We start from the raw sequence: 17530 nt of genomic DNA on the forward strand, positions 1-17530 counted from the left end.
TCGGTCCTGAGTTCAGGACATAAAAATTGCCGAGGTGGGGCCGCCCTGGCGTTTCATGCACGTCGCCCAAAACTGTGCGGCGGTCTTAGCGGGCGACAAGCACGAAAACAGAAGTCAGGCGGCGCCTTTGACGCTGACGCCCTTTTCGACGAGGAATGTCTGGAGTTCGCCCGCCTGGAACATCTCGCGGATGATATCGCAGCCGCCGACGAATTCGCCCTTGACGTAGAGCTGTGGGATCGTCGGCCAGTTGGAATATTCCTTGATGCCCTGGCGCAGCTCGGCGGAGTCCAGAACATTCACGCCTTTGTAGTCGGCGCCGATATAGTCAAGAATCTGGACGACCTGGCCGGAAAATCCGCATTGCGGGAAACCGGGCGTGCCCTTCATGAAAAGGACGACGTCGTTGCCCTTCACTTCGTTGTCGATGTAGTCGTTGATACCGCTCATGGAATATCCTTTCCCGCCTGTGGGAGTCAGGCTCGAAACATTTCCCTTCAAATAAACCCAACGATTGCTCGAAACAAGACTTTAGCCGTGCCGTGGCTGAAATGGCGCAAAGGATGGGCTGTGTTGGGCCAAGCGGCTTGAGGCGCGTCCTGGCCGTCCCTACGTGTCGGGTGGACTGCCTTAGTCCGGAACGCTGGTCTGTAGCGCCAGCGCGTGCAGCACGCCGCCCATATTGCCCTTCAGCGCGTCATAGACCATCTGGTGCTGCTGCACGCGGCTTTTTCCCCGAAAGCTTTCGGCCACCACCTCGGCCGCATAATGGTCGCCATCGCCGGCAAGATCGCGAATCGTCACCTTGGCGTCCGGAATGCCGTCCTTGATCAGTTTTTCGATGTCGTGGGCATCCATTGCCATGGCAGAATCCTGTTTCGAGCAGCCGGTAGCCGGCCATGAGATGAGAGTCGGGCGAGCCTAAAGCCTTTCCGGTCCGGATTGAAGCCGTTCTGTCCCGCCAAGGGCAAGACGGTCCGAGAACCACAGGGAAGACCTAGGCCGGTGTGCTTGGTCCGTCCCCCTGGATGTCGTCACGCGTCGAAAACGCGCGGCCAAGGCTGAAGGCCAGCACATAGAGGGGAACGTTGATAACCAGGCTGACAATGGGAAGATAACTCGTCATTCGCCAGAGCGGCGAGAAGAACGGTTGGCCGTAACCGTCGCAGACAAGCGACGAGCCGTACTCCCACGCCGCCCCTATGACGACCGCGCAGGCAAAAAGCTTGATGCAATTGACGATATGTCTTGCCCGTGCCGGATCCGGCGCAAGGCGGCCCCACAGCACCAGGCAGATGATCGGGATCGCGTAGATGAGGTTCTGCGCGACGAGCATCGGGATGGCGCCGTTGGCCGCGGCAAGAAACTGCGAGCGCGTTTCCAGCCGGGCGCAAATCTCGCTCGAGGTCGTCGACAGCAGGAAAAAGACGAACGGCCCGAGGAACCAGAAGAAGAACAGCGACGGCCAGAAGACGACTGCAAGCAGCGCCCGGGCAGCCAGTTTGCTCAAATGGCCTGATCCATGAAGCGGGGGAACCAGCCTTCGTGGGCCCCGGTCAATTCGCTGACCGGGATTGCCCGCGCCTCGCCAAGCTTCAACGCGCTGCCGCCGGTCGAGCCGATCCATGGCGCGAAAATGCCGAGTTCGCCCTGCTGCTTGCGGATGGCGTCCCATTCATCGCCATGCGGGTCGATCGACAGCGTCAGGAGATAGCGGCCCTGATCCTCGCCGAACCAGACCGGAATGGGATCGGTGCCGACAAGCCCGGGGACGGAGGCACCGATGCCTGATGCCATCGCCATTTCGGCGAGTGCAACGGCGATACCGCCATCGGACACGTCATGGGCCGCCGTGACGATGCCGGATGCGATGAGAGCGCGCACATGGTCACCGACGCGCTTTTCATGATCGAGGTCGACCGGCGGCGGCGGGCCATCCGTGCGGCCGTGGATGTCCCTGAAATAGACCGACTGGCCGAGATGCGTTCCCCAGGCTGCCGGCGCGCCGACCAGCAGGATCATCTGGCCTTGCGCGGCAAAGCCGGTCCGCACCATCTTCGACCAGTCGGCGATCAGTCCGACGCCGCCGATGGTCGGTGTCGGCAAAATGCCCTGGCCATTGGTTTCGTTGTAGAGCGAAACATTGCCGGAGACGATCGGGAAGCCGAGCGCGCGGCAGGCCTCGCCGATGCCTTTCACCGCGCCAACCAGCTGGCCCATGATCTCGGGCCGCTCCGGGTTGCCGAAATTGAGATTGTCGGTGGCAGCCAGCGGCAGGGCGCCGGTGGCAGTCAAATTGCGCCAGCATTCGGCCACCGCTTGCTTGCCGCCCTCATAGGGGTCCGCCTCGCAATAGCGCGGCGTCACGTCCGACGAGAAGGCGAGCGCCTTGGTGGCATGGCCTTCGACCCGGACCACGCCGGCATCACCGCCGGGAAGCTGCAGCGAATTGCCCTGGATCAGCGTGTCGTATTGCTCCCAGACCCAACGGCGCGAGGAAAGATCCGGTCCGCCAAGCAGCTTCAACAGCGCATCGGCCACATCGGCCTGCGGAATGTCATTGGCGCCCAGCGGTGCCGGCTTCTTCGGCTCGACCCATGGCCGGTCATATTCCGGTGCCTTGTCGCCAAGATCCTTGATCGGCAGGTCGGCGACCTGATCCCCTTGGTGCAGCACGCGAAAACGCAGATCGTCGGTGGTCTTGCCGACGATGGCGAAGTCGAGCCCCCATTTGTGAAAGATCGCTTCGGCTTCCTTTTCCTTCTCGGGGCGCAGCACCATCAGCATGCGCTCCTGGCTTTCCGAAAGCATCATTTCATAGGCGCTCATGCGCTCTTCGCGCACCGGCACCTTATCGAGATCGAGTTCGATGCCGAGATCGCCCTTGGCGCCCATCTCGACCGCCGAGCAGGTGAGGCCGGCAGCACCCATGTCCTGGATGGCGATGACGGCGCCCGAGGCCATCAGTTCGAGGCAGGCCTCCAGCAGGCATTTTTCGGTGAAGGGGTCGCCGACCTGCACGGTCGGGCGCTTCTCGTCGATCTTGTCGTCGAATTCAGCCGACGCCATCGTGGCGCCGCCGACGCCGTCGCGGCCGGTCTTGGCGCCGAGATAGACGACCGGCAGGCCGACCCCCTTGGCCTCGGACAGGAAGATCGCGTCTGTCTTGGCTATGCCGGCCGCAAAAGCGTTGACCAGGATGTTGCCGTTGTAGCGGGCGTCGAAATTGACCTCGCCGCCGACCGTCGGCACGCCGAAGGCGTTGCCATAACCGCCGACGCCGGAAACCACGCCGGAGACGAGGTGCCTGGTCTTGGGATGGTCAGGTGAACCAAAGCGCAGTGCATTCATTGCCGCGATCGGCCGCGCGCCCATGGTGAAGACGTCGCGCAATATGCCGCCGACGCCGGTCGCCGCACCCTGGTAGGGCTCGATGTAGGACGGGTGGTTATGGCTCTCCATCTTGAAGACGACGCAGTCGCCGTCACCGATGTCGACCACGCCGGCATTCTCGCCCGGGCCCTGGATGACTTGTGGACCGGTGGTTGGCAGCGTGCGCAGCCACTTCTTCGAGGATTTGTAGGAGCAGTGCTCGTTCCACATCGCCGAGAAGATGCCGAGTTCGGTAAAACTCGGCTCGCGCCCGACAAGATCGAGAATGCGCTGATACTCGTCGGGCTTCAGCCCGTGCGCGGCGATGAGTTCGGCGGTGATCGGCACGGAATTGGAAATGGTCATGGGCGGCGATTTTTATCCGGGGCGCGTTGGGATTTTGAGTTTCGTCTTATCGCAAGCTTGGGAGCCAATACACCCCATCGGATGCTGAAAAACAGCGGAAAGCTACAAGGTGACGACGGGTGCGACGAGATCGCGGCTTTGGCGCGCCCATCGATCGGCACGTAGCGGCAGTGGGGAACGTTGTTGTTCGTTCGTGAACCGCTTCTGCACCGCCATTTGGGAACGGGATGACATCCCGGCCGTTAGGTCTCCAACCAATCAGGAGATTTGGACATGGCCACCAAGCAAGGCAAGAAAGACAATCGCCTCTCGGACAAGGAGGCTATGCATATCGCGGAGACCACCGACGTTTCGCCTGGGCAGGCCAAGGAGTTGGCTGAGAAGCACGGGAAAGAAAAGGCCGAGAAGGAAGCCAAGAACTTCAAGGCAGAGGGCTGATCCGAGCTAGGATTTAGGGGCCGCTCGGCGCCAAGCCGACGCTTCAGAAATGAAGGGCGCGTCAGTCGCGAATTGGCTCAGGAGAAGCTGTCGTAGCCGGCACGGCCTTCCTCGAGAAGTCGCCGGATGACCGCAACGCCTTCGGCGATGTCCTTGCGTTGTCTTGGCTGCGAAACGCCGAAGCGAACGCCGTGGAAAACCTGCTCGGAACGGCCGGCCTTGAATTCGTCCTCGTCGTCGATCAGCACGCCATGCTCCAGGCAGGCATTCTTGAAGGTGCCGGAGAGCCAGGGGTCGGGCAGGGTCAGCCAGACAAAGGGCACGCTGTCGTGTGACTTGAACGCGAAACCGGCCAAAGTCTCGCGCACGATGGCGATGCGGGCGCGGATTTCGGCGATGCTGCGCTTGCGTATCTCATCCGCCTGACCCGACAGCACCAGCCTTGTATTCACCTCCGCCAGCAGGAAGGGCATGCCGCCGGTCATCATCTTGTGGGCGACGCGGATGCGGTGGCGGTAGGCGGGCGGGCAGGAAAGCCAGCCGCCGCGCACACCGGCTGCGACCGACTTCGACAGGCCGCCGGCGACGATGGTGCGTTCTGGGGCATATTCGGCCAGCAACGGCGTCGGATCATCGGTCAAATTGCCGTAGAGATCGTCTTCGATGAGGACGACATTGTATTCGCGTGCGACACGCGCGATTGCTTCGCGGCGCGCCGCCGACAAGGTCACCAGCGTCGGATTTTGCGCCGTCGGCATCAGGAAGATCATCCTGGGATGCTTTTGCGCGCAGACGCGCTCGAAATCCTGCGGGTCGAGGCCCTCGTCGTCAGACGCCACCAGCGCGGTGCGCCGTCCGATCAGGCCGGCGCTGCGGGAAATCTGCGAGTAGGTGAGGTGCTCGAAGGCGACATAGTCGCCAGGGGTGGTGAGCGCGGCGATCGCCGCCATCACAGCGGCATGGGTGCCGAGCGTGGGGACGATGGCGTCGGCATTCGGGCGAAACGAATTGCGCGACAGCCAGCGGGCCCCGGCTTCGTACCAGCGGTCGGGGAAATCCCGCGTGTAGCTCGAAATCTCATGCGGATGGTCCTGCGCCGTGCGCGACAGAACATCGGCGACATCAGCGCCCTGGCCGATATCTGGTGCTGCCGTGCTGTCGAAACGCAGTTTGCCGCGCGGCGCGTCGATATGGCGTGTGCCTTCCGCGCTGAGGTCTGGAGCCAGCAAGCTCGGTTTCGCCCCATCGGCGCGTTGGCCGAGCACATAGGTTCCACGCCCGACTTCGCCGCTCACCAGCCCGCGCTCGCGCAGCAATTGATAGGCCCGGCCGACCGTGCCGACAGTGGTGCCGATGTCGTAGGCGAGGTCGCGTTGCGGCGGCAGCTTGGCGCCGACGTCGATCACCCCCCGGTCGATGTCCGTTTCGATGGAATCCGCCAGGCGCTGATACAGCGGGCCGGAGCCGGAACTGAGATCTGGAAGCCAAGTTGTCATGGTGACAATTTTCTATATTGCACCGAATTGTGAGTCAATACATATCAGCATTGCGCCAAAAAAGGTTCAATTTGGAATTCTGGCAGAAATAAAATGAACACAATCGCTACAATCCGTCATTCGAGCGCCAAACTATCAGGCCAATCGGCACGCCCATCGGACCGGAGCGGCTTTGTCAGCCGCCTGGTACGCGTGCTCAGGTCGCTGGCAAAATGGATCGACCATCTGCTGGAGCGCCGCCGTAGTCGGTTGGTGCTGCTGGAGATGACCGACGATCAGCTCAAGGATATCGGCGTCTCGCGCTGCGATGCCCACCGCGAGGGTATCAGGGCGTTCTGGGACTGACCCGGTTTTTGGGAAGATCATGGCCCAAAAAGGAAATGCGGACCGTAGGTCCGCATAGCCCTATCGGACGCTTGATGCCCTGGTGCGCGCAATGCCTTGGTCGGCAAGGACGACGATCATGCACAGCACGAGAAAAAGCCCGGTGACGGCCGCCGCCGAGATGGCGACGCTGGCTGCGCCGTTCCTGGCGACATCCAGGAACGGGTAGGGCACCTCGCCGGCAAGCGGCGCCCGTATCAGCGCATAGATCAGATAGGCTACGGGATAAAGCACCCACCAGGAAATGTCGCTCCACCGCGTCCGACCGTCGGCGCCTGATATCAGCCACCACAGTACGAACAGCGCCGGCGTCACATAGTGCAGCAGGACGTCGCAGAGCAGGAACAGTCCCTGCGGCTGCCAAAGCTGTGCCAGAACCGTGGCGTAGATGATGAAGACCAGGGCGATCGAAACAGCAACGCCGGCCCGTATGCGCGTCCCGGCGAATGCCGGCAGCCACGCATAGCCGGTGGGCGACAGCAGCGAGGTGTACACCAGCACCGCGCCGATATTGGTCAGGATGGTGAAGAAGCTGAAAACGAAAATGATGGAGCCGAGCAGGCTGCGGCCCGCTTCCATCGACGCCGGAATGCTGATGCAGAACTGCAGGACGAGCCCGGCCAGACCAATGACCAGACCCGCGACCTGCAGGAAACGGCCCATGGCCCTATGCGGTCGCCGCGCAGGCCGGATTGCCAGCTTGCCAGCGGGCAATGTCCGAACCGATGCGCGCGCCGAGCGGATCGTTCATCAGCGGGCCGAACACGTCGACGCGGCTCGAATTGCCTTGCGCCTGCACGACCAGCAACGGTTTGCCGCCGTAGTGCTTGGCCGGCACCAGCAGGAAACGCGGCGTGCCGCTGAACGAATTCAGTTCATTGGCCATCTGATACTGTTTGAAGGCCGGATCCTTGCTGGCGATCCAGCATTTATGGGCTGATATCGCCACCTGTTCCATGGCCAGCAGCGCTGCACTCTTGCCCGAGGGCACAGGCGTGCTCTTCGGGGTCGATTGGCAGGATGTGAGAGCGAAAGCCGCCGCGGCAACCAGCGCGATCGTCTGGCCCCTGGTCAAGCGGCACCCATCTCAAGCTCGGACAGAAATATCTTCAGGCCGTCGGTCATCTCGCCCCACACCCGCGACAATGCCGGATGCTGCGAGGCGATCTGCTCATAGGCGTCGAATTTGGGATAGGCGTCGAGCAGGTCGTGGCGTCCTGTCATGGCGCGGAAATTGTTGAAGATGAACCGCGTCGGCGTCAGCCAGGCGTCGGCGAAACTGATATCGTCACCAAGCGCGAAGGGCCCTTGCGCCATTCGGGCTTCGATCGCTGCCAGCCCGCGGTGCAGGCGGATGAATTGGGCGTCGATCTCGGCACTGTTTCGCTTCGGCATGGAATGAAGCTCGAAAAGCTTCATCATCGGGGTCAGCACATCGAGATCGGTGATGCGGGCGAACATGCGCACCAGCGCGCGGTCCTTGGAATCGGGCGGCAGCAGTGCCGGTTCCGGAAACCGTTCTTCGAGATACTCGGCGATGACCACCGATTCGACGATCGTTTCGCCCGAGCCGGTGATCAGCACCGGAATCCGGTTCATCGGTGAGATGGCGCGAAATTCTTCCGGGATGGGAAAGCCGGGCGGCGGCGCGATGATCTTGAGCGGCACGTCCTTGATGTAGGCCAGCGCCCGCACGATCGACGAGTAGGGCGACAACGGTCGCGAATAGAGTTTCATGACCGTTTTTCTCCCCCATAAAGCGGACTTGCCCCAAAGAGACAGGAATGTCCGGCTGTTTTCAAGACGCCCGCCTCGATTTCAGGCGGCAATGCCAAGCGCACTTTCGAACAGTCCACGGCCGTCAGTACCGCCATGGGCTGCTTCGATCAGGTTTTCCGGGTGCGGCATCAGGCCAAGCACATTGCCGCGGTCGTTGATGATGCCGGCAATGTCGTTGATCGAGCCGTTGGGATTGGTGCCGTCCGCATAGCGGAACACCACCTGGCCTTCGCCTTCGAGACGGGCAAGCGTGTCGGCGTCGGCGAAATAGTTGCCGTCATGATGCGCAACCGGCGTGCGGATGATCTGGCCTGGCTGATAGCGGCGGGTGAACATGGTGTTGGCGTTGGTGATCTCAAGCTTCACCTGACGGCAGACGAATTTCAGCGAGGTGTTGCGCATCAAGGCGCCCGGCAGCAGGCCGGCCTCGACCAGGATCTGGAAACCGTTGCAGACGCCGATGACCGTCACGCCCGCGGCTGCCTTTTCGGCCACCGCCCGCATGACCGGCATGCGCGCGGCGATAGCGCCGCAGCGCAGATAATCGCCAAAGGAAAAACCGCCTGGAATGGCGATCAGGTCGACATCGGGGATTTCGGTGTCGGTCTGCCAGACAGTGACCGGTGGCTTTCCCGAAATCTTGGTCAGCGCCGCGATCATGTCGCGGTCGCGGTTGAGGCCGGGCAGAAGGACGACAGCTGATTTCATTTCGGTTCGTAAGGCCTCTGTGCTTCGGCAAGTTCTCGCAGGTCGAGACGACGTTCTATGCGTTCGAGGCGGTCGTCGTGACGGGCGAGAATGCCATAGATGTTATGAATATCGCTTTGTATTGCGACCATATGGCCTCGAAGCACGTTCAACTCACGCTTCACCTCGGACACATCCTGACGAAGTTCACCAATTTCATGATGCACGCGCTTCAGAAGCTCGAACATCAAGTCATTCGTGGCTTCCGACATAGTGCCTCCGACACAACCTCAGGTAAGCGTCACACTATAATTCTCAATTACCGTGTTCGCCAGCAGCTTGTCGCACATCGCCTTGAGGTCCGCCTCCGCCTTGGCCTTGTCGCTTTCCGCCAGCTCGACGTCGAACACCTTGCCCTGCCGCACCGCGCCCACGCCGCCAAAGCCCAGGCCCGACAGCGCGTGTTCGATCGCCTTGCCTTGCGGGTCGAGCACGCCGTTCTTGAGTGTGACGGTAATGCGGGCCTTGATCACGCTGGACATGCTCCTGTTCTGACTATCGGGTTGCAAGCCGCTATTCAGTGCGGCTTGCCTTTGAGGCCGTCGGTCGAGGCGACAAGCACCGGGCCGGTGGGGCGCGGCGGCTCGTTCTCGTTCATGATGCCGAGGCGGCGGGCAACTTCCTGATAGGCTTCGACGAGGCCGCCCATGTCGCGGCGGAAACGGTCCTTGTCGAGCTTGTCATGCGTCGCCACGTCCCACAGGCGGCAGGAATCCGGCGAAATCTCGTCGGCGACGACGATACGCATCATGTCGCCCTCGAACAGGCGGCCGCATTCGATCTTGAAGTCGACGAGCTGGATGCCGACGCCCATGAACAGGCCGGAGAGGAAGTCGTTGACGCGGATGGCCAGCGCCATGACGTCGTCGATCTCCTGCGGGCTCGCCCAGCCGAACGCGGTGATGTGCTCTTCCGACACCATCGGATCGTCGAGCGCGTCTGCCTTGTAGTAGAATTCGATGATCGAACGCGGCAAAACGGTGCCTTCATCGATGCCGAGGCGCTTGGACAGCGAACCGGCGGCGACATTGCGCACGACGATTTCGAGCGGAATGATCTCGACTTCCTTGATCAGCTGCTCGCGCATGTTGAGCCGGCGGATGAAATGGGTCGGGATGCCCATGCGGTTGAGATGGTTGAATATGTGCTCGGAAATACGGTTGTTGAGCACACCCTTGCCGTCGACGACTTCATGCTTCTTCTTGTTGAACGCGGTTGCGTCGTCCTTGAAGAACTGGATGAGCGTACCCGGCTCGGGTCCCTCATAGAGGATCTTGGCCTTGCCTTCATAAATGCGGCGGCGATTTTTCATCTGATTTTTTCTCTGGGGTTCCGGACAGGCGGTATCAGACCATTTCCTGTCCGTCTGCCTGAAATAGTGCGGCTACGGTAGGGTTCAATGCCGGGTCTATCCCAATCACATCGTTTGCTCAATCGGCAAATCCTTCCAATCAACCGCTTTCGGGACTGAAATGCCGCAGCGCAGCATGCAACGAAGCGTATTGACCGGCCCGCGACCTTTTGGTTTGTGCATCTGCAACACACATATTCACTGCCGACGAATCGAATTTGACCCGGAGGGACGCCATGAACAGCATGAAAGACCGCGAAGAGGGCTTCGAGCGCAAGTTTGCTTTCGACGAGGAACTTCGGTTCAAGGCCTCGGCGCGCCGCAACAAGGCGCTCGGCCTGTGGGCCGCCGAAAAGCTCGGAAAGTCCGGCACCGACGCTGACGCCTATGCCAGGGAAGTGGTTGTTTCCGACATCGAGGAAGCCGGCGATCACGACGTGTTCCGCAAGATCCGCAAGGATTTCGATGCGGCCGGCATCGACCAGTCGGACCATCAGATCCGCCGTACCATGGACGAGCTGATGGCGCAGGCGATCGAGCAGATCAAGAACACCTGATCCGACCGAAGCAGGTTCCGCAAAAGTGTCCCACGGTTTTGCGATAAAGAAGCTGCGACAGACGAAAGAATGATTGGACCAATCGACCGCCCGGCCTATCCGGGCGGTTTTTCTTTGCCTTTGCCGCGGTTTCCGGCTGAACTGCGATCGTTAACAAGGAAAGTGTCATGTCCCTGAAGTCCCGCCTCGCGGCCGATGAAACGCTGTTCACCGCATGGTCCGGCGTACCGGATGCCTTGACCGTCGAAATCGTCGCCAAGCAGGGCTTTGATGCCGTCACGCTCGACATGCAGCATGGCGGCCATCACGAGGACAGCGTGCTGCGCGGTCTGGTGCCGGTGCTCGCTGCCGGCAAGCCGGCGCTGGTGCGCATTCCCGTCGGCCGTTTCGACATGGCAAGCCGCGCGCTCGATTTTGGCGCCGAGGCGGTCATTGCGCCGATGGTGAATTCGGTGGCTGACGCAAAACTGTTCGCCGCCGCCATGAAATACCCGCCGCTCGGTGAGCGTTCCTGGGGCCCGACCTACGCTTTTCCACGCCACGGCAAGGGCGACCAGGCCGAATGGCTGCGCGACACCAACCAGCGCACCATGGCCTTCGCCATGGTCGAGACGCGCGCCGCCCTCGATGCCCTCGACGGCATTCTCGACACGCCCGGCATCGACGGCATCTTCCTTGGCCCGTCGGATTTCTCGATCGCCTGGAGCAATGGCGCCACGGTCAATTCGACGCTGGAAAGCATGATGGAGACGGTGGCGTCGGTCGCCGTGCGCACACGCAAGGCCGGCAAACATGCGGCGATCTATGTTGTCGACCCGGCAATTGCCGGTCGTGTCGTGGCGATGGGCTACCGCCTGCTGGCCATGGGCTCGGAACACGCGCTGATCGGGCTTGGTGCAAAAACCCTGATCAACAGCGTCAGGGATTCGATCGGGTCCTGAGGGAGCTCAGGCCTTCAGGTCCGTCAGGAATTTGGCGAAGGTCATCGAGCCTTCGGGCCACGGACCAAAGCCCGAATCCGCGTTGAGGTGACCGGTTTCGCCGGCATCGACGAACAGCGAACCCCACGCTCCGGCAATGTCCTCGGCGACATCGAAAGCGCAGAACGGATCGTTGCGGCTGGCGATCACGATGGACGGAAAAGGCAGCGGCTCGCGCGGGTAGGGGCCGAAGGTCATCAGATGCCTCGGCCTGATCTCCGGATTGGCGACATCGGGCGGCGCCACGAAGAAGGCTCCGGCAACCGGCTTGCGGAACTGTGGGATGGCTTGCACCGCCGTGGCCACGCCGAGCGAGTGCGCGACGATGACGACCGGACGCTCCGCTTCGTTGACCGCCTTGGCAACATTGTCCGTCCAGTCCTCGCGCACCGGCTTCGACCACTCCGCCTGCTCGACCCTGCGCGCCGTCGACAGCTTCGACTGCCAGCGACTCTGCCAATGGTCGGGGCCGGAGTTGGTGTAGCCCGGCACGATGAGAATATCTGCTTCCTTGACCTTCATGGCGCTGAGATAGCGAGGGGCGTCGCTTCATGCAATGGCCATGAACGGCGTTCTTGATAGTGAACACGATGTTCGCTTCTTCGCGTCTTGTGTGAACGATGCCGATGGACGATCTGTGGTCACGAAAAGAAACAGCCGTGTGCGGGAACCCTGACTTTGGAACTGACACGACGTATGATGATTGGCGGCGCGGGGCTTCTCACCTTGGGAGCTTCATCACAGGCCGGTCGAACGGAGCATTTGATGAGTGAACTGCCCTTTGCCGCCACCACGCCGGTCAGCGTTGCCCGCGTTGGGTTGAAAGCGCGCGATGCCGAAAGTCTTGCCGCATATTACCGCAGCGTCGTCGGTCTGCAGGAATTGAGCCGTGCCGACGGTGCGATTACGCTGGGCGCCGCCAACCGTCCCTTGCTGGTCATCGAGGCCGATCCTTCGGCAAAGCCGGATGATCCGCGCAGCGCCGGGCTGTTCCACACCGCCTTCCTGCTGCCCAGCCGCGCCGATCTCGGTCGCTGGATCAACCATGCCATCGCCGACAAGATCGCTATCGAGGGTGCCTCCGACCATCTGGTCAGCGAAGCGCTGTATCTGACCGATCCCGAGGGCAACGGCATCGAGATCTATGCCGACCGCCGCTCGCAGGATTGGAAGTGGAATGGCGACAAGATCGCGATGGCGACCGAACGGCTGAACATTCCGTCTGTCGTTGCCGAAGTGCCGGCGGGCGACGCCGGCTGGCAGGGAGCGCCGGAAAACAGCATTGTCGGCCATGTTCACCTGCGTGTCGGCAGGCCGGAAGACGCCGAAGCCTGGTGGAACCAGGAATTCGGCTTCGACACGGTGGCGAAATATGGCGGCCAGGCGGTGTTCCTGTCGTCCGGCGGCTATCACCACCACATCGGCGCCAACGCCTGGCAGAGTTCGGGCGCCGGCCGCCGCGATTCCACGCGGTCGGGCCTGGCCTGGGTTGAAATGCGCTCGGACAATGTGACCAGCCCGGTAACCCGCGAAGATCCCTGGGGCACGGTCATCAGGACTGTTCCCGGCAAGGCTGGCCGATAGGATCGGAGGCTTGTCGCCGGTTCAGATGCCGCTAGGTGGTTCATAGCTGGATCCGGCAGCGTGACCCGTCAGCAATCCGTGCGACCAACTGGTGAACCCAGTTGCCGCCGTACGCACGGCGGACTGCGCCCAGTCATAACCAATCACGTGCTGGCTGAAAGACCATTCGCCGTTGTTGCGCGTGGCGATTGCGAAGCGCGCATGCGGGCTGCCGGTCACGGTGAGGCCGGGGAAGGCCTGGACGCCCACGCTGCCGGGATTGAGTATCAGCCGACTGTCGGACAGATGCACGAGGCGTGGCGTGTGGGTATGGCCGCACAAGATTAGGCTGGCATCGGTATTTCCGAGCTTGCTCCTGATCTGATTTTCTCCGGACGGATAAAAGTGGTCGACGCCGTCTTCTTCAAGCAGGAACGCCTCGTCGTCGCTGGGGCTGCCGTGGCAGAGCAGGATTTCAGGAGCGAGTGGCAAGGTGATCGGCAATGCCGAAAGCCATGCCAGGGACGCCGGTGAGAGGCATTGACGGGTAAACGCGTCAACATCTTCCAACCCGGAAACAGGGGGCTCGACAAGCACGCGGTCGTGATTCCCGCGCACGGTTGGCCAGTTCTCGGCGACCAGATATTGCGCGGTTTCCTCGGGCCATAACGGGCCGGAGACACAGTCGCCTAAATTGACAATGATATCCGGAGAACTTTCCCTGATGCGCGCATGAGCTGCCTCCAACGCGCGCAGATTCCCATGGACGTCTGAAATAACAGCCAGTCGCATTGAATATTCTATCCAAACACCCGTTTGAAGATCGTGTCGACATGCTTGGTGTGATAGCCCAGGTCGAATTTCTCGCGGATTTCTGCTTCCGGCAGCGCTGCGGTCACTTCCTTGTCGGCGAGCAGTTCTTCAAGGAAATCAGCGCCTTGCTCCCACACCTTCATGGCGTTGCGCTGCACCAGTCGGTAGGAGTCTTCACGCGACAGGCCGGCCTGCGTCAGCGCCAGCATGACGCGCTGCGAATGCACGAGGCCGCGGAACTTGTTCATGTTCTTCAGCATGTTGTCGGGATAGACAAGCAGCTTGTCGATGACGGTGGTCAGCCGTGACAGCGCGAAATCGAGCGTCACCGTGGCGTCCGGCCCGATCATGCGCTCGACCGACGAGTGCGAAATGTCGCGCTCGTGCCAGAGCGCCACATTCTCCATCGCCGGCAGCGCCATCGACCGCACCATGCGGGCAAGGCCGGTGAGGTTTTCGGTCAGCACCGGGTTGCGCTTGTGCGGCATTGCCGAGGAGCCTTTCTGGCCCGGCGAAAAATACTCTTCCGCTTCCAGCACTTCGGTGCGCTGCAGATGCCGGATCTCGATCGACAGCCGCTCGATCGACGAGGCGATGACGCCCAGCGTGGCGAAGAACATGGCATGGCGGTCGCGGGGGATCACTTGAGTCGACACCGGCTCGGGCTTCAGGCCGAGCTTTGCCGCCACATGTTCCTCGACATAGGGGTCGATGTTGGCGAAGGTGCCGACCGCGCCAGAAATCGCGCAGGTGGCAATGTCTTCGCGCGCATGCACCAGGCGCTCGCGGCAGCGCGAGAACTCAGCATAGGCTTGCGCCAGCTTGACGCCGAAGGTCGTCGGCTCGGCATGGATGCCGTGGCTACGGCCGATGGTGACGGTGTCCTTGTGCTCGAAAGCACGGCGCTTGAGCGCTGCAAGCAGGCCGTCGATGTCGGCGAGCAGGATGTCGCTGGCGCGGGTAAGCTGCACGGCAAAGCAGGTGTCGAGCACGTCCGACGACGTCATTCCCTGGTGGATGAAACGGGCGTCCGGCCCAACGAATTCGGCGAGATGGGTCAGGAAGGCGATGACGTCGTGCTTGGTGACGCGCTCGATCTCGTCGATCGCCTCGACATCGAATTTTGCCGCACTGCCCTTTTCCCAGATGGTTTTGGCCGCTTCCCTGGGGATGACGCCGAGTTCGGCCAGCGCATCGCACGCATAGGCTTCGATTTCGAACCAGATGCGAAACCGGGTTTCGGGCGACCAGATGGCGACCATTTCCGGTCGGGAGTAGCGAGGGATCATCGGTCAGTCCTGACGTATCGAGAGGTTTGCCCGCGTCCTAACAGAGGCGAGCAAAATGCTCAACGCTGCTGGCGCGCAAACCAGACGCTCGCGGCAAACAAGGCCACGAAACCAAGCGGAAAATAAAGCCGGATGCCCAGCACCACGAACTGGTAGAGCGCAATCAAGGTCGTGAAGACGAACTGGAGGGCCCAGGTGTGGGTAAAGGCAGGTGCATGCCACTCTGCATAGTAGGAGCGGTACTGCAGCGCAAACAGCCCAGAGGTCAGGCCGACCGTTGCTGCGGCAAGGCACACAAAGGCTGCTGCGAAGGCGACCTCCCAGCGCCTGCCCTGCGAGACCAGCTTCGCGGCAAACAGGCCAATCGGAAAGGCCAGCGCAGCTCCCACCGCGAACAGCAGGGTGACAATGCGGATTTTCGCCGGGGTCTCCCAGTTGTTCAAGAACAGGTTGACCAGCGCGCTGGCCCCCATCGTCACCGCCCACAACAAGGCGCCGAAAAACGCTATGCGCGGCGTCGGTACCGCGCGGCAAAGGCGGTTCAGCGCACGATCGCGCCTGGCGGGTTGAACAACAAAAGGTGTCACAGGCGGCCGGTCACCGCGATCCAGCGAAAGTCCGGCCCCTCGAAGCCGTATTGGCGCACCGCGATCAGCACCGCGTAGGCGCTGAGACTGTCCATTGAAAAGGTCTGCACGGCGCCGATGCTATAGCCGTTCGGGCAACCCCGGCTTTTCGGTATCGCCTTGTCCTCGTGCAGCAGCTTGGTGGTGCCGCCATCCTGGGCCTCGATACGCAGCAAGCGAAAACCGTTGATCTCGCCCTGGCTCTCGCAGCCTTCGGTGTTGTTCATGCCCAGCTCGTCCAGCCGGAATTCGAGCGGCTGATCGACCGGAGAGAAGATCGGGCGCGGGTTGACCGCCATCCGGTGCGGATCGGCTGAAAGTTCGGTCACCGGGTTGAAACCCGCGGTGATGCCGCGGTTGGCGCTCAGCTCGGCCTGACTGACGATGGCTTCACCTTTTTGCCGGGCCTGAAGGCGCGCCGCGTCCAGCTTGGCATTCTCGTCCTCAAGCCGCACCCGGATCGGCGTGCCCTTGAGAAAGCTGTCGGTGCTGGTGTCGATGTAGTAGCGGTTGGCATAGGGAAAGCCCGATCCATCCTGCACGCCATATTCCTCGAAAGCGAAGACACTGCCGTCCTTGGCGAAGCCGAGGATTTCAAGTTCAGCGACATCGCCGGCACGTGCGGCGATCGAGGTCGCAAACTGTGCAAGCAGGGCAACTGCAAACAGAAATAGCATTCGCATCGGTCTTCACCCCCCGTGATCGTTTCAATCCACTAGCACGACAGAATCAAAACGTCGTGCGGTGCGAAAGCCGATGCATCCAATCGGCCCCTCATTTGTTAATGTCGGCAGTCCCAATGGAGAACCACCATGACCGACACCAGCAAAATTCGCGAGCATATGGAAGTCGTCGGCGCCGATGGCGTGCATGTCGGCACCGTCGACAAGGTCGACGGCCAGCGCATCAAGCTGACCAAGGCCGATAGCGGTCAGGGCGCTCACAAGGGCCATCACCATTATGTTCCCGTGAGCCTGATTGCCGAGGTCGACGGCAACAAGGTGTGGCTGTCCGCGAATTCCGATGTCGCGGTGACCTTCGAGGAAGAAAAATCCGATCGAGTATGATCGAGGGCCTCTGTTTATCCCAGGCGCGATGACCAGACCGGAAACAGATCGTTTTCGGCCGGCGTCGCGGCAAACACGCCGCGGCTGATGGCGCGCGCCATCGTGGCGCCGGCCGCGGCATAGAGGTCGATTGCCGCGTCGGCGGTGAGTTCGATGCCGCTCGTGCCGGTTGCCAGCGCGAATACCAGGTCGCCATCGGCCGGCGTGTGTGTCGGCCAGATGGCGCGCACGAAGCCGTCATGCGCTGAGATTGCCAGGCGCTTTGCAGCGGCCTTGGTGAGAACCGCGTCGGTGGCGATGACGGCGATCGTGGTGTTGCCGCCGGCCTGTCTGCCCATATGCTTGTCGCGGTATTTCAGCAGGATCGTTTTCGCGTCGTCCGGCATCGGCGAGGGATAACCAAGTCCTCCGAATTCGTCGCCGATTTCGAACGGTGCCGCCCAGAAATGGCGAGTTCGGCTGATGGTTGCTGAGCCGGTCGGATTGACGGCGGCCAGTGCGCCGATGGTGACGCCATTGTCCAGCAGCGTCGAGGCCGAGCCGAGGCCGCCCTTCAGCCCCGAGGTCAACGTACCGGTGCCGGCGCCGATGGTGCCGAGTTCGAAATCGGCAGCGGCCTTTTGCGCTGCTTCATACCCAAGCGCGCGGTAGGGCGGATAACGGCCCCAATCCTTGTCGCCGCCATTGCGCAGGTCGAGCCGG

The 17530-nt window shown here is 61.8% G+C and carries 24 protein-coding genes; 6 read left to right on the top strand and 18 right to left on the bottom strand.

Annotated features, from left to right (window positions below):
- Positions 1-114 precede the first annotated feature (114 nt).
- From grxD to purL, 4 genes are all read right to left on the bottom strand, one after another.
- Positions 115-450 carry a Grx4 family monothiol glutaredoxin gene (grxD, locus tag NKJ06_RS19120; RefSeq protein ID WP_006332883.1) on the bottom strand — a complete coding sequence of 112 codons (336 nt, stop codon included), beginning with the start codon at positions 448-450 and terminating at the stop codon, positions 115-117.
- A 180-nt stretch (positions 451-630) separates the two neighbouring features.
- The gene (locus NKJ06_RS19125) at positions 631-864 is read right to left on the bottom strand and encodes a BolA/IbaG family iron-sulfur metabolism protein (RefSeq protein WP_010909092.1); all 234 of its coding nucleotides are present in this window, start codon (positions 862-864) and stop codon (positions 631-633) included.
- 133 nt (positions 865-997) lie between these two features.
- Positions 998-1510 (bottom strand): hypothetical protein, encoded by a 513-nt coding sequence (locus NKJ06_RS19130; RefSeq protein ID WP_352629159.1) that lies wholly within the window; start codon positions 1508-1510, stop codon positions 998-1000.
- Positions 1507-3738, bottom strand: coding sequence for a phosphoribosylformylglycinamidine synthase subunit PurL (gene purL, locus NKJ06_RS19135; protein WP_352629157.1), 2232 nt, complete (start codon positions 3736-3738; stop codon positions 1507-1509). Before purL ends, NKJ06_RS19130 begins: the two co-directional genes overlap by 4 nt.
- Positions 3739-4011: 273 nt before the next feature.
- Here purL and NKJ06_RS19140 point away from each other — a divergent pair, with 273 nt between their 5' ends.
- Complete coding sequence (locus NKJ06_RS19140) at positions 4012-4176, top strand: hypothetical protein (protein WP_352629155.1); 165 nt, start codon at positions 4012-4014, stop codon at positions 4174-4176.
- A gap of 77 nt (positions 4177-4253) precedes the next feature.
- On the opposite strand, the gene NKJ06_RS19145 is transcribed toward NKJ06_RS19140, so the two are convergent.
- The gene (locus NKJ06_RS19145) at positions 4254-5672 is read right to left on the bottom strand and encodes an aminotransferase-like domain-containing protein (protein ID WP_352629153.1); all 1419 of its coding nucleotides are present in this window, start codon (positions 5670-5672) and stop codon (positions 4254-4256) included.
- Positions 5673-5765: 93 nt separating this feature from the next.
- On the opposite strand from NKJ06_RS19145, the gene NKJ06_RS19150 reads away from it, so the two are divergent.
- Entirely contained in the window at positions 5766-6017 is a 252-nt protein-coding gene (locus tag NKJ06_RS19150; RefSeq protein ID WP_352810408.1) for a DUF1127 domain-containing protein, read from the top strand.
- A gap of 60 nt (positions 6018-6077) precedes the next feature.
- On the opposite strand, the gene NKJ06_RS19155 is transcribed toward NKJ06_RS19150, so the two are convergent.
- The 7 genes from NKJ06_RS19155 to purC all read right to left on the bottom strand — a co-directional run bounded on the left by NKJ06_RS19155 (position 6078) and on the right by purC (position 9894).
- On the bottom strand, positions 6078-6719 hold the full coding sequence (locus tag NKJ06_RS19155) for a Pr6Pr family membrane protein (RefSeq protein WP_352629149.1): 642 nt from the start codon (positions 6717-6719) through the stop codon (positions 6078-6080).
- Positions 6720-6723: 4 nt separating this feature from the next.
- Positions 6724-7131 (bottom strand): hypothetical protein, encoded by a 408-nt coding sequence (locus NKJ06_RS19160; protein WP_352629147.1) that lies wholly within the window; start codon positions 7129-7131, stop codon positions 6724-6726.
- Positions 7128-7793, bottom strand: coding sequence for a glutathione S-transferase family protein (locus tag NKJ06_RS19165; protein ID WP_352629145.1), 666 nt, complete (start codon positions 7791-7793; stop codon positions 7128-7130). The genes NKJ06_RS19160 and NKJ06_RS19165 overlap by 4 nt, the downstream gene beginning before the upstream one ends.
- Before the next feature lie 81 nt (positions 7794-7874).
- Entirely contained in the window at positions 7875-8543 is a 669-nt protein-coding gene (purQ, locus tag NKJ06_RS19170; RefSeq protein WP_352629143.1) for a phosphoribosylformylglycinamidine synthase subunit PurQ, read from the bottom strand.
- Positions 8540-8794: a hypothetical protein gene (locus NKJ06_RS19175; protein WP_352629141.1), complete on the bottom strand. Its 255-nt coding sequence runs from the start codon at positions 8792-8794 to the stop codon at positions 8540-8542. Before NKJ06_RS19175 ends, purQ begins: the two co-directional genes overlap by 4 nt.
- 18 nt (positions 8795-8812) lie before the next feature.
- Positions 8813-9055, bottom strand: coding sequence for a phosphoribosylformylglycinamidine synthase subunit PurS (gene purS, locus NKJ06_RS19180; protein ID WP_027028126.1), 243 nt, complete (start codon positions 9053-9055; stop codon positions 8813-8815).
- Positions 9056-9099: 44 nt separating this feature from the next.
- The gene (gene purC / locus NKJ06_RS19185; protein WP_352629140.1) at positions 9100-9894 is read right to left on the bottom strand and encodes a phosphoribosylaminoimidazolesuccinocarboxamide synthase; all 795 of its coding nucleotides are present in this window, start codon (positions 9892-9894) and stop codon (positions 9100-9102) included.
- Positions 9895-10169: 275 nt separating this feature from the next.
- On the opposite strand from purC, the gene NKJ06_RS19190 reads away from it, so the two are divergent.
- Complete coding sequence (locus tag NKJ06_RS19190; protein ID WP_352629137.1) at positions 10170-10490, top strand: DUF1476 domain-containing protein; 321 nt, start codon at positions 10170-10172, stop codon at positions 10488-10490.
- A gap of 167 nt (positions 10491-10657) precedes the next feature.
- On the top strand, positions 10658-11431 hold the full coding sequence (locus tag NKJ06_RS19195) for an HpcH/HpaI aldolase family protein (protein ID WP_352629135.1): 774 nt from the start codon (positions 10658-10660) through the stop codon (positions 11429-11431).
- Between the two features lie 6 nt (positions 11432-11437).
- Here the strand turns inward: NKJ06_RS19195 and NKJ06_RS19200 are convergent, their stop codons facing one another.
- Positions 11438-11992, bottom strand: a complete 555-nt coding sequence (locus tag NKJ06_RS19200) for an RBBP9/YdeN family alpha/beta hydrolase (protein ID WP_352629133.1) — start codon at positions 11990-11992, stop codon at positions 11438-11440.
- Positions 11993-12235: 243 nt separating this feature from the next.
- On the opposite strand from NKJ06_RS19200, the gene NKJ06_RS19205 reads away from it, so the two are divergent.
- Positions 12236-13054 (top strand): VOC family protein, encoded by an 819-nt coding sequence (locus NKJ06_RS19205; RefSeq protein ID WP_352629130.1) that lies wholly within the window; start codon positions 12236-12238, stop codon positions 13052-13054.
- 21 nt (positions 13055-13075) lie between these two features.
- Here the strand turns inward: NKJ06_RS19205 and NKJ06_RS19210 are convergent, their stop codons facing one another.
- From NKJ06_RS19210 to NKJ06_RS19225, 4 genes are all read right to left on the bottom strand, one after another.
- On the bottom strand, positions 13076-13825 hold the full coding sequence (locus NKJ06_RS19210; protein WP_352629128.1) for a metallophosphoesterase family protein: 750 nt from the start codon (positions 13823-13825) through the stop codon (positions 13076-13078).
- An 8-nt stretch (positions 13826-13833) separates the two neighbouring features.
- On the bottom strand, positions 13834-15135 hold the full coding sequence (gene purB / locus NKJ06_RS19215) for an adenylosuccinate lyase (protein WP_352629127.1): 1302 nt from the start codon (positions 15133-15135) through the stop codon (positions 13834-13836).
- Positions 15136-15194: 59 nt separating this feature from the next.
- Complete coding sequence (locus tag NKJ06_RS19220) at positions 15195-15608, bottom strand: hypothetical protein (RefSeq protein ID WP_352629125.1); 414 nt, start codon at positions 15606-15608, stop codon at positions 15195-15197.
- A 110-nt stretch (positions 15609-15718) separates the two neighbouring features.
- Positions 15719-16444 carry a DUF2259 domain-containing protein gene (locus NKJ06_RS19225; RefSeq protein WP_352629123.1) on the bottom strand — a complete coding sequence of 242 codons (726 nt, stop codon included), beginning with the start codon at positions 16442-16444 and terminating at the stop codon, positions 15719-15721.
- Positions 16445-16573: 129 nt separating this feature from the next.
- Here NKJ06_RS19225 and NKJ06_RS19230 point away from each other — a divergent pair, with 129 nt between their 5' ends.
- Positions 16574-16828 carry a DUF2171 domain-containing protein gene (locus NKJ06_RS19230; RefSeq protein WP_352629121.1) on the top strand — a complete coding sequence of 85 codons (255 nt, stop codon included), beginning with the start codon at positions 16574-16576 and terminating at the stop codon, positions 16826-16828.
- 14 nt (positions 16829-16842) lie between these two features.
- Here the strand turns inward: NKJ06_RS19230 and NKJ06_RS19235 are convergent.
- The coding region (locus tag NKJ06_RS19235) for a P1 family peptidase (protein ID WP_352810410.1) at positions 16843-17530 on the bottom strand (688 nt) is incomplete at its 5' end.

Source organism: Mesorhizobium sp. M0293 (genome assembly GCF_040321735.1).
GTDB lineage: Bacteria > Pseudomonadota > Alphaproteobacteria > Rhizobiales > Rhizobiaceae > Mesorhizobium.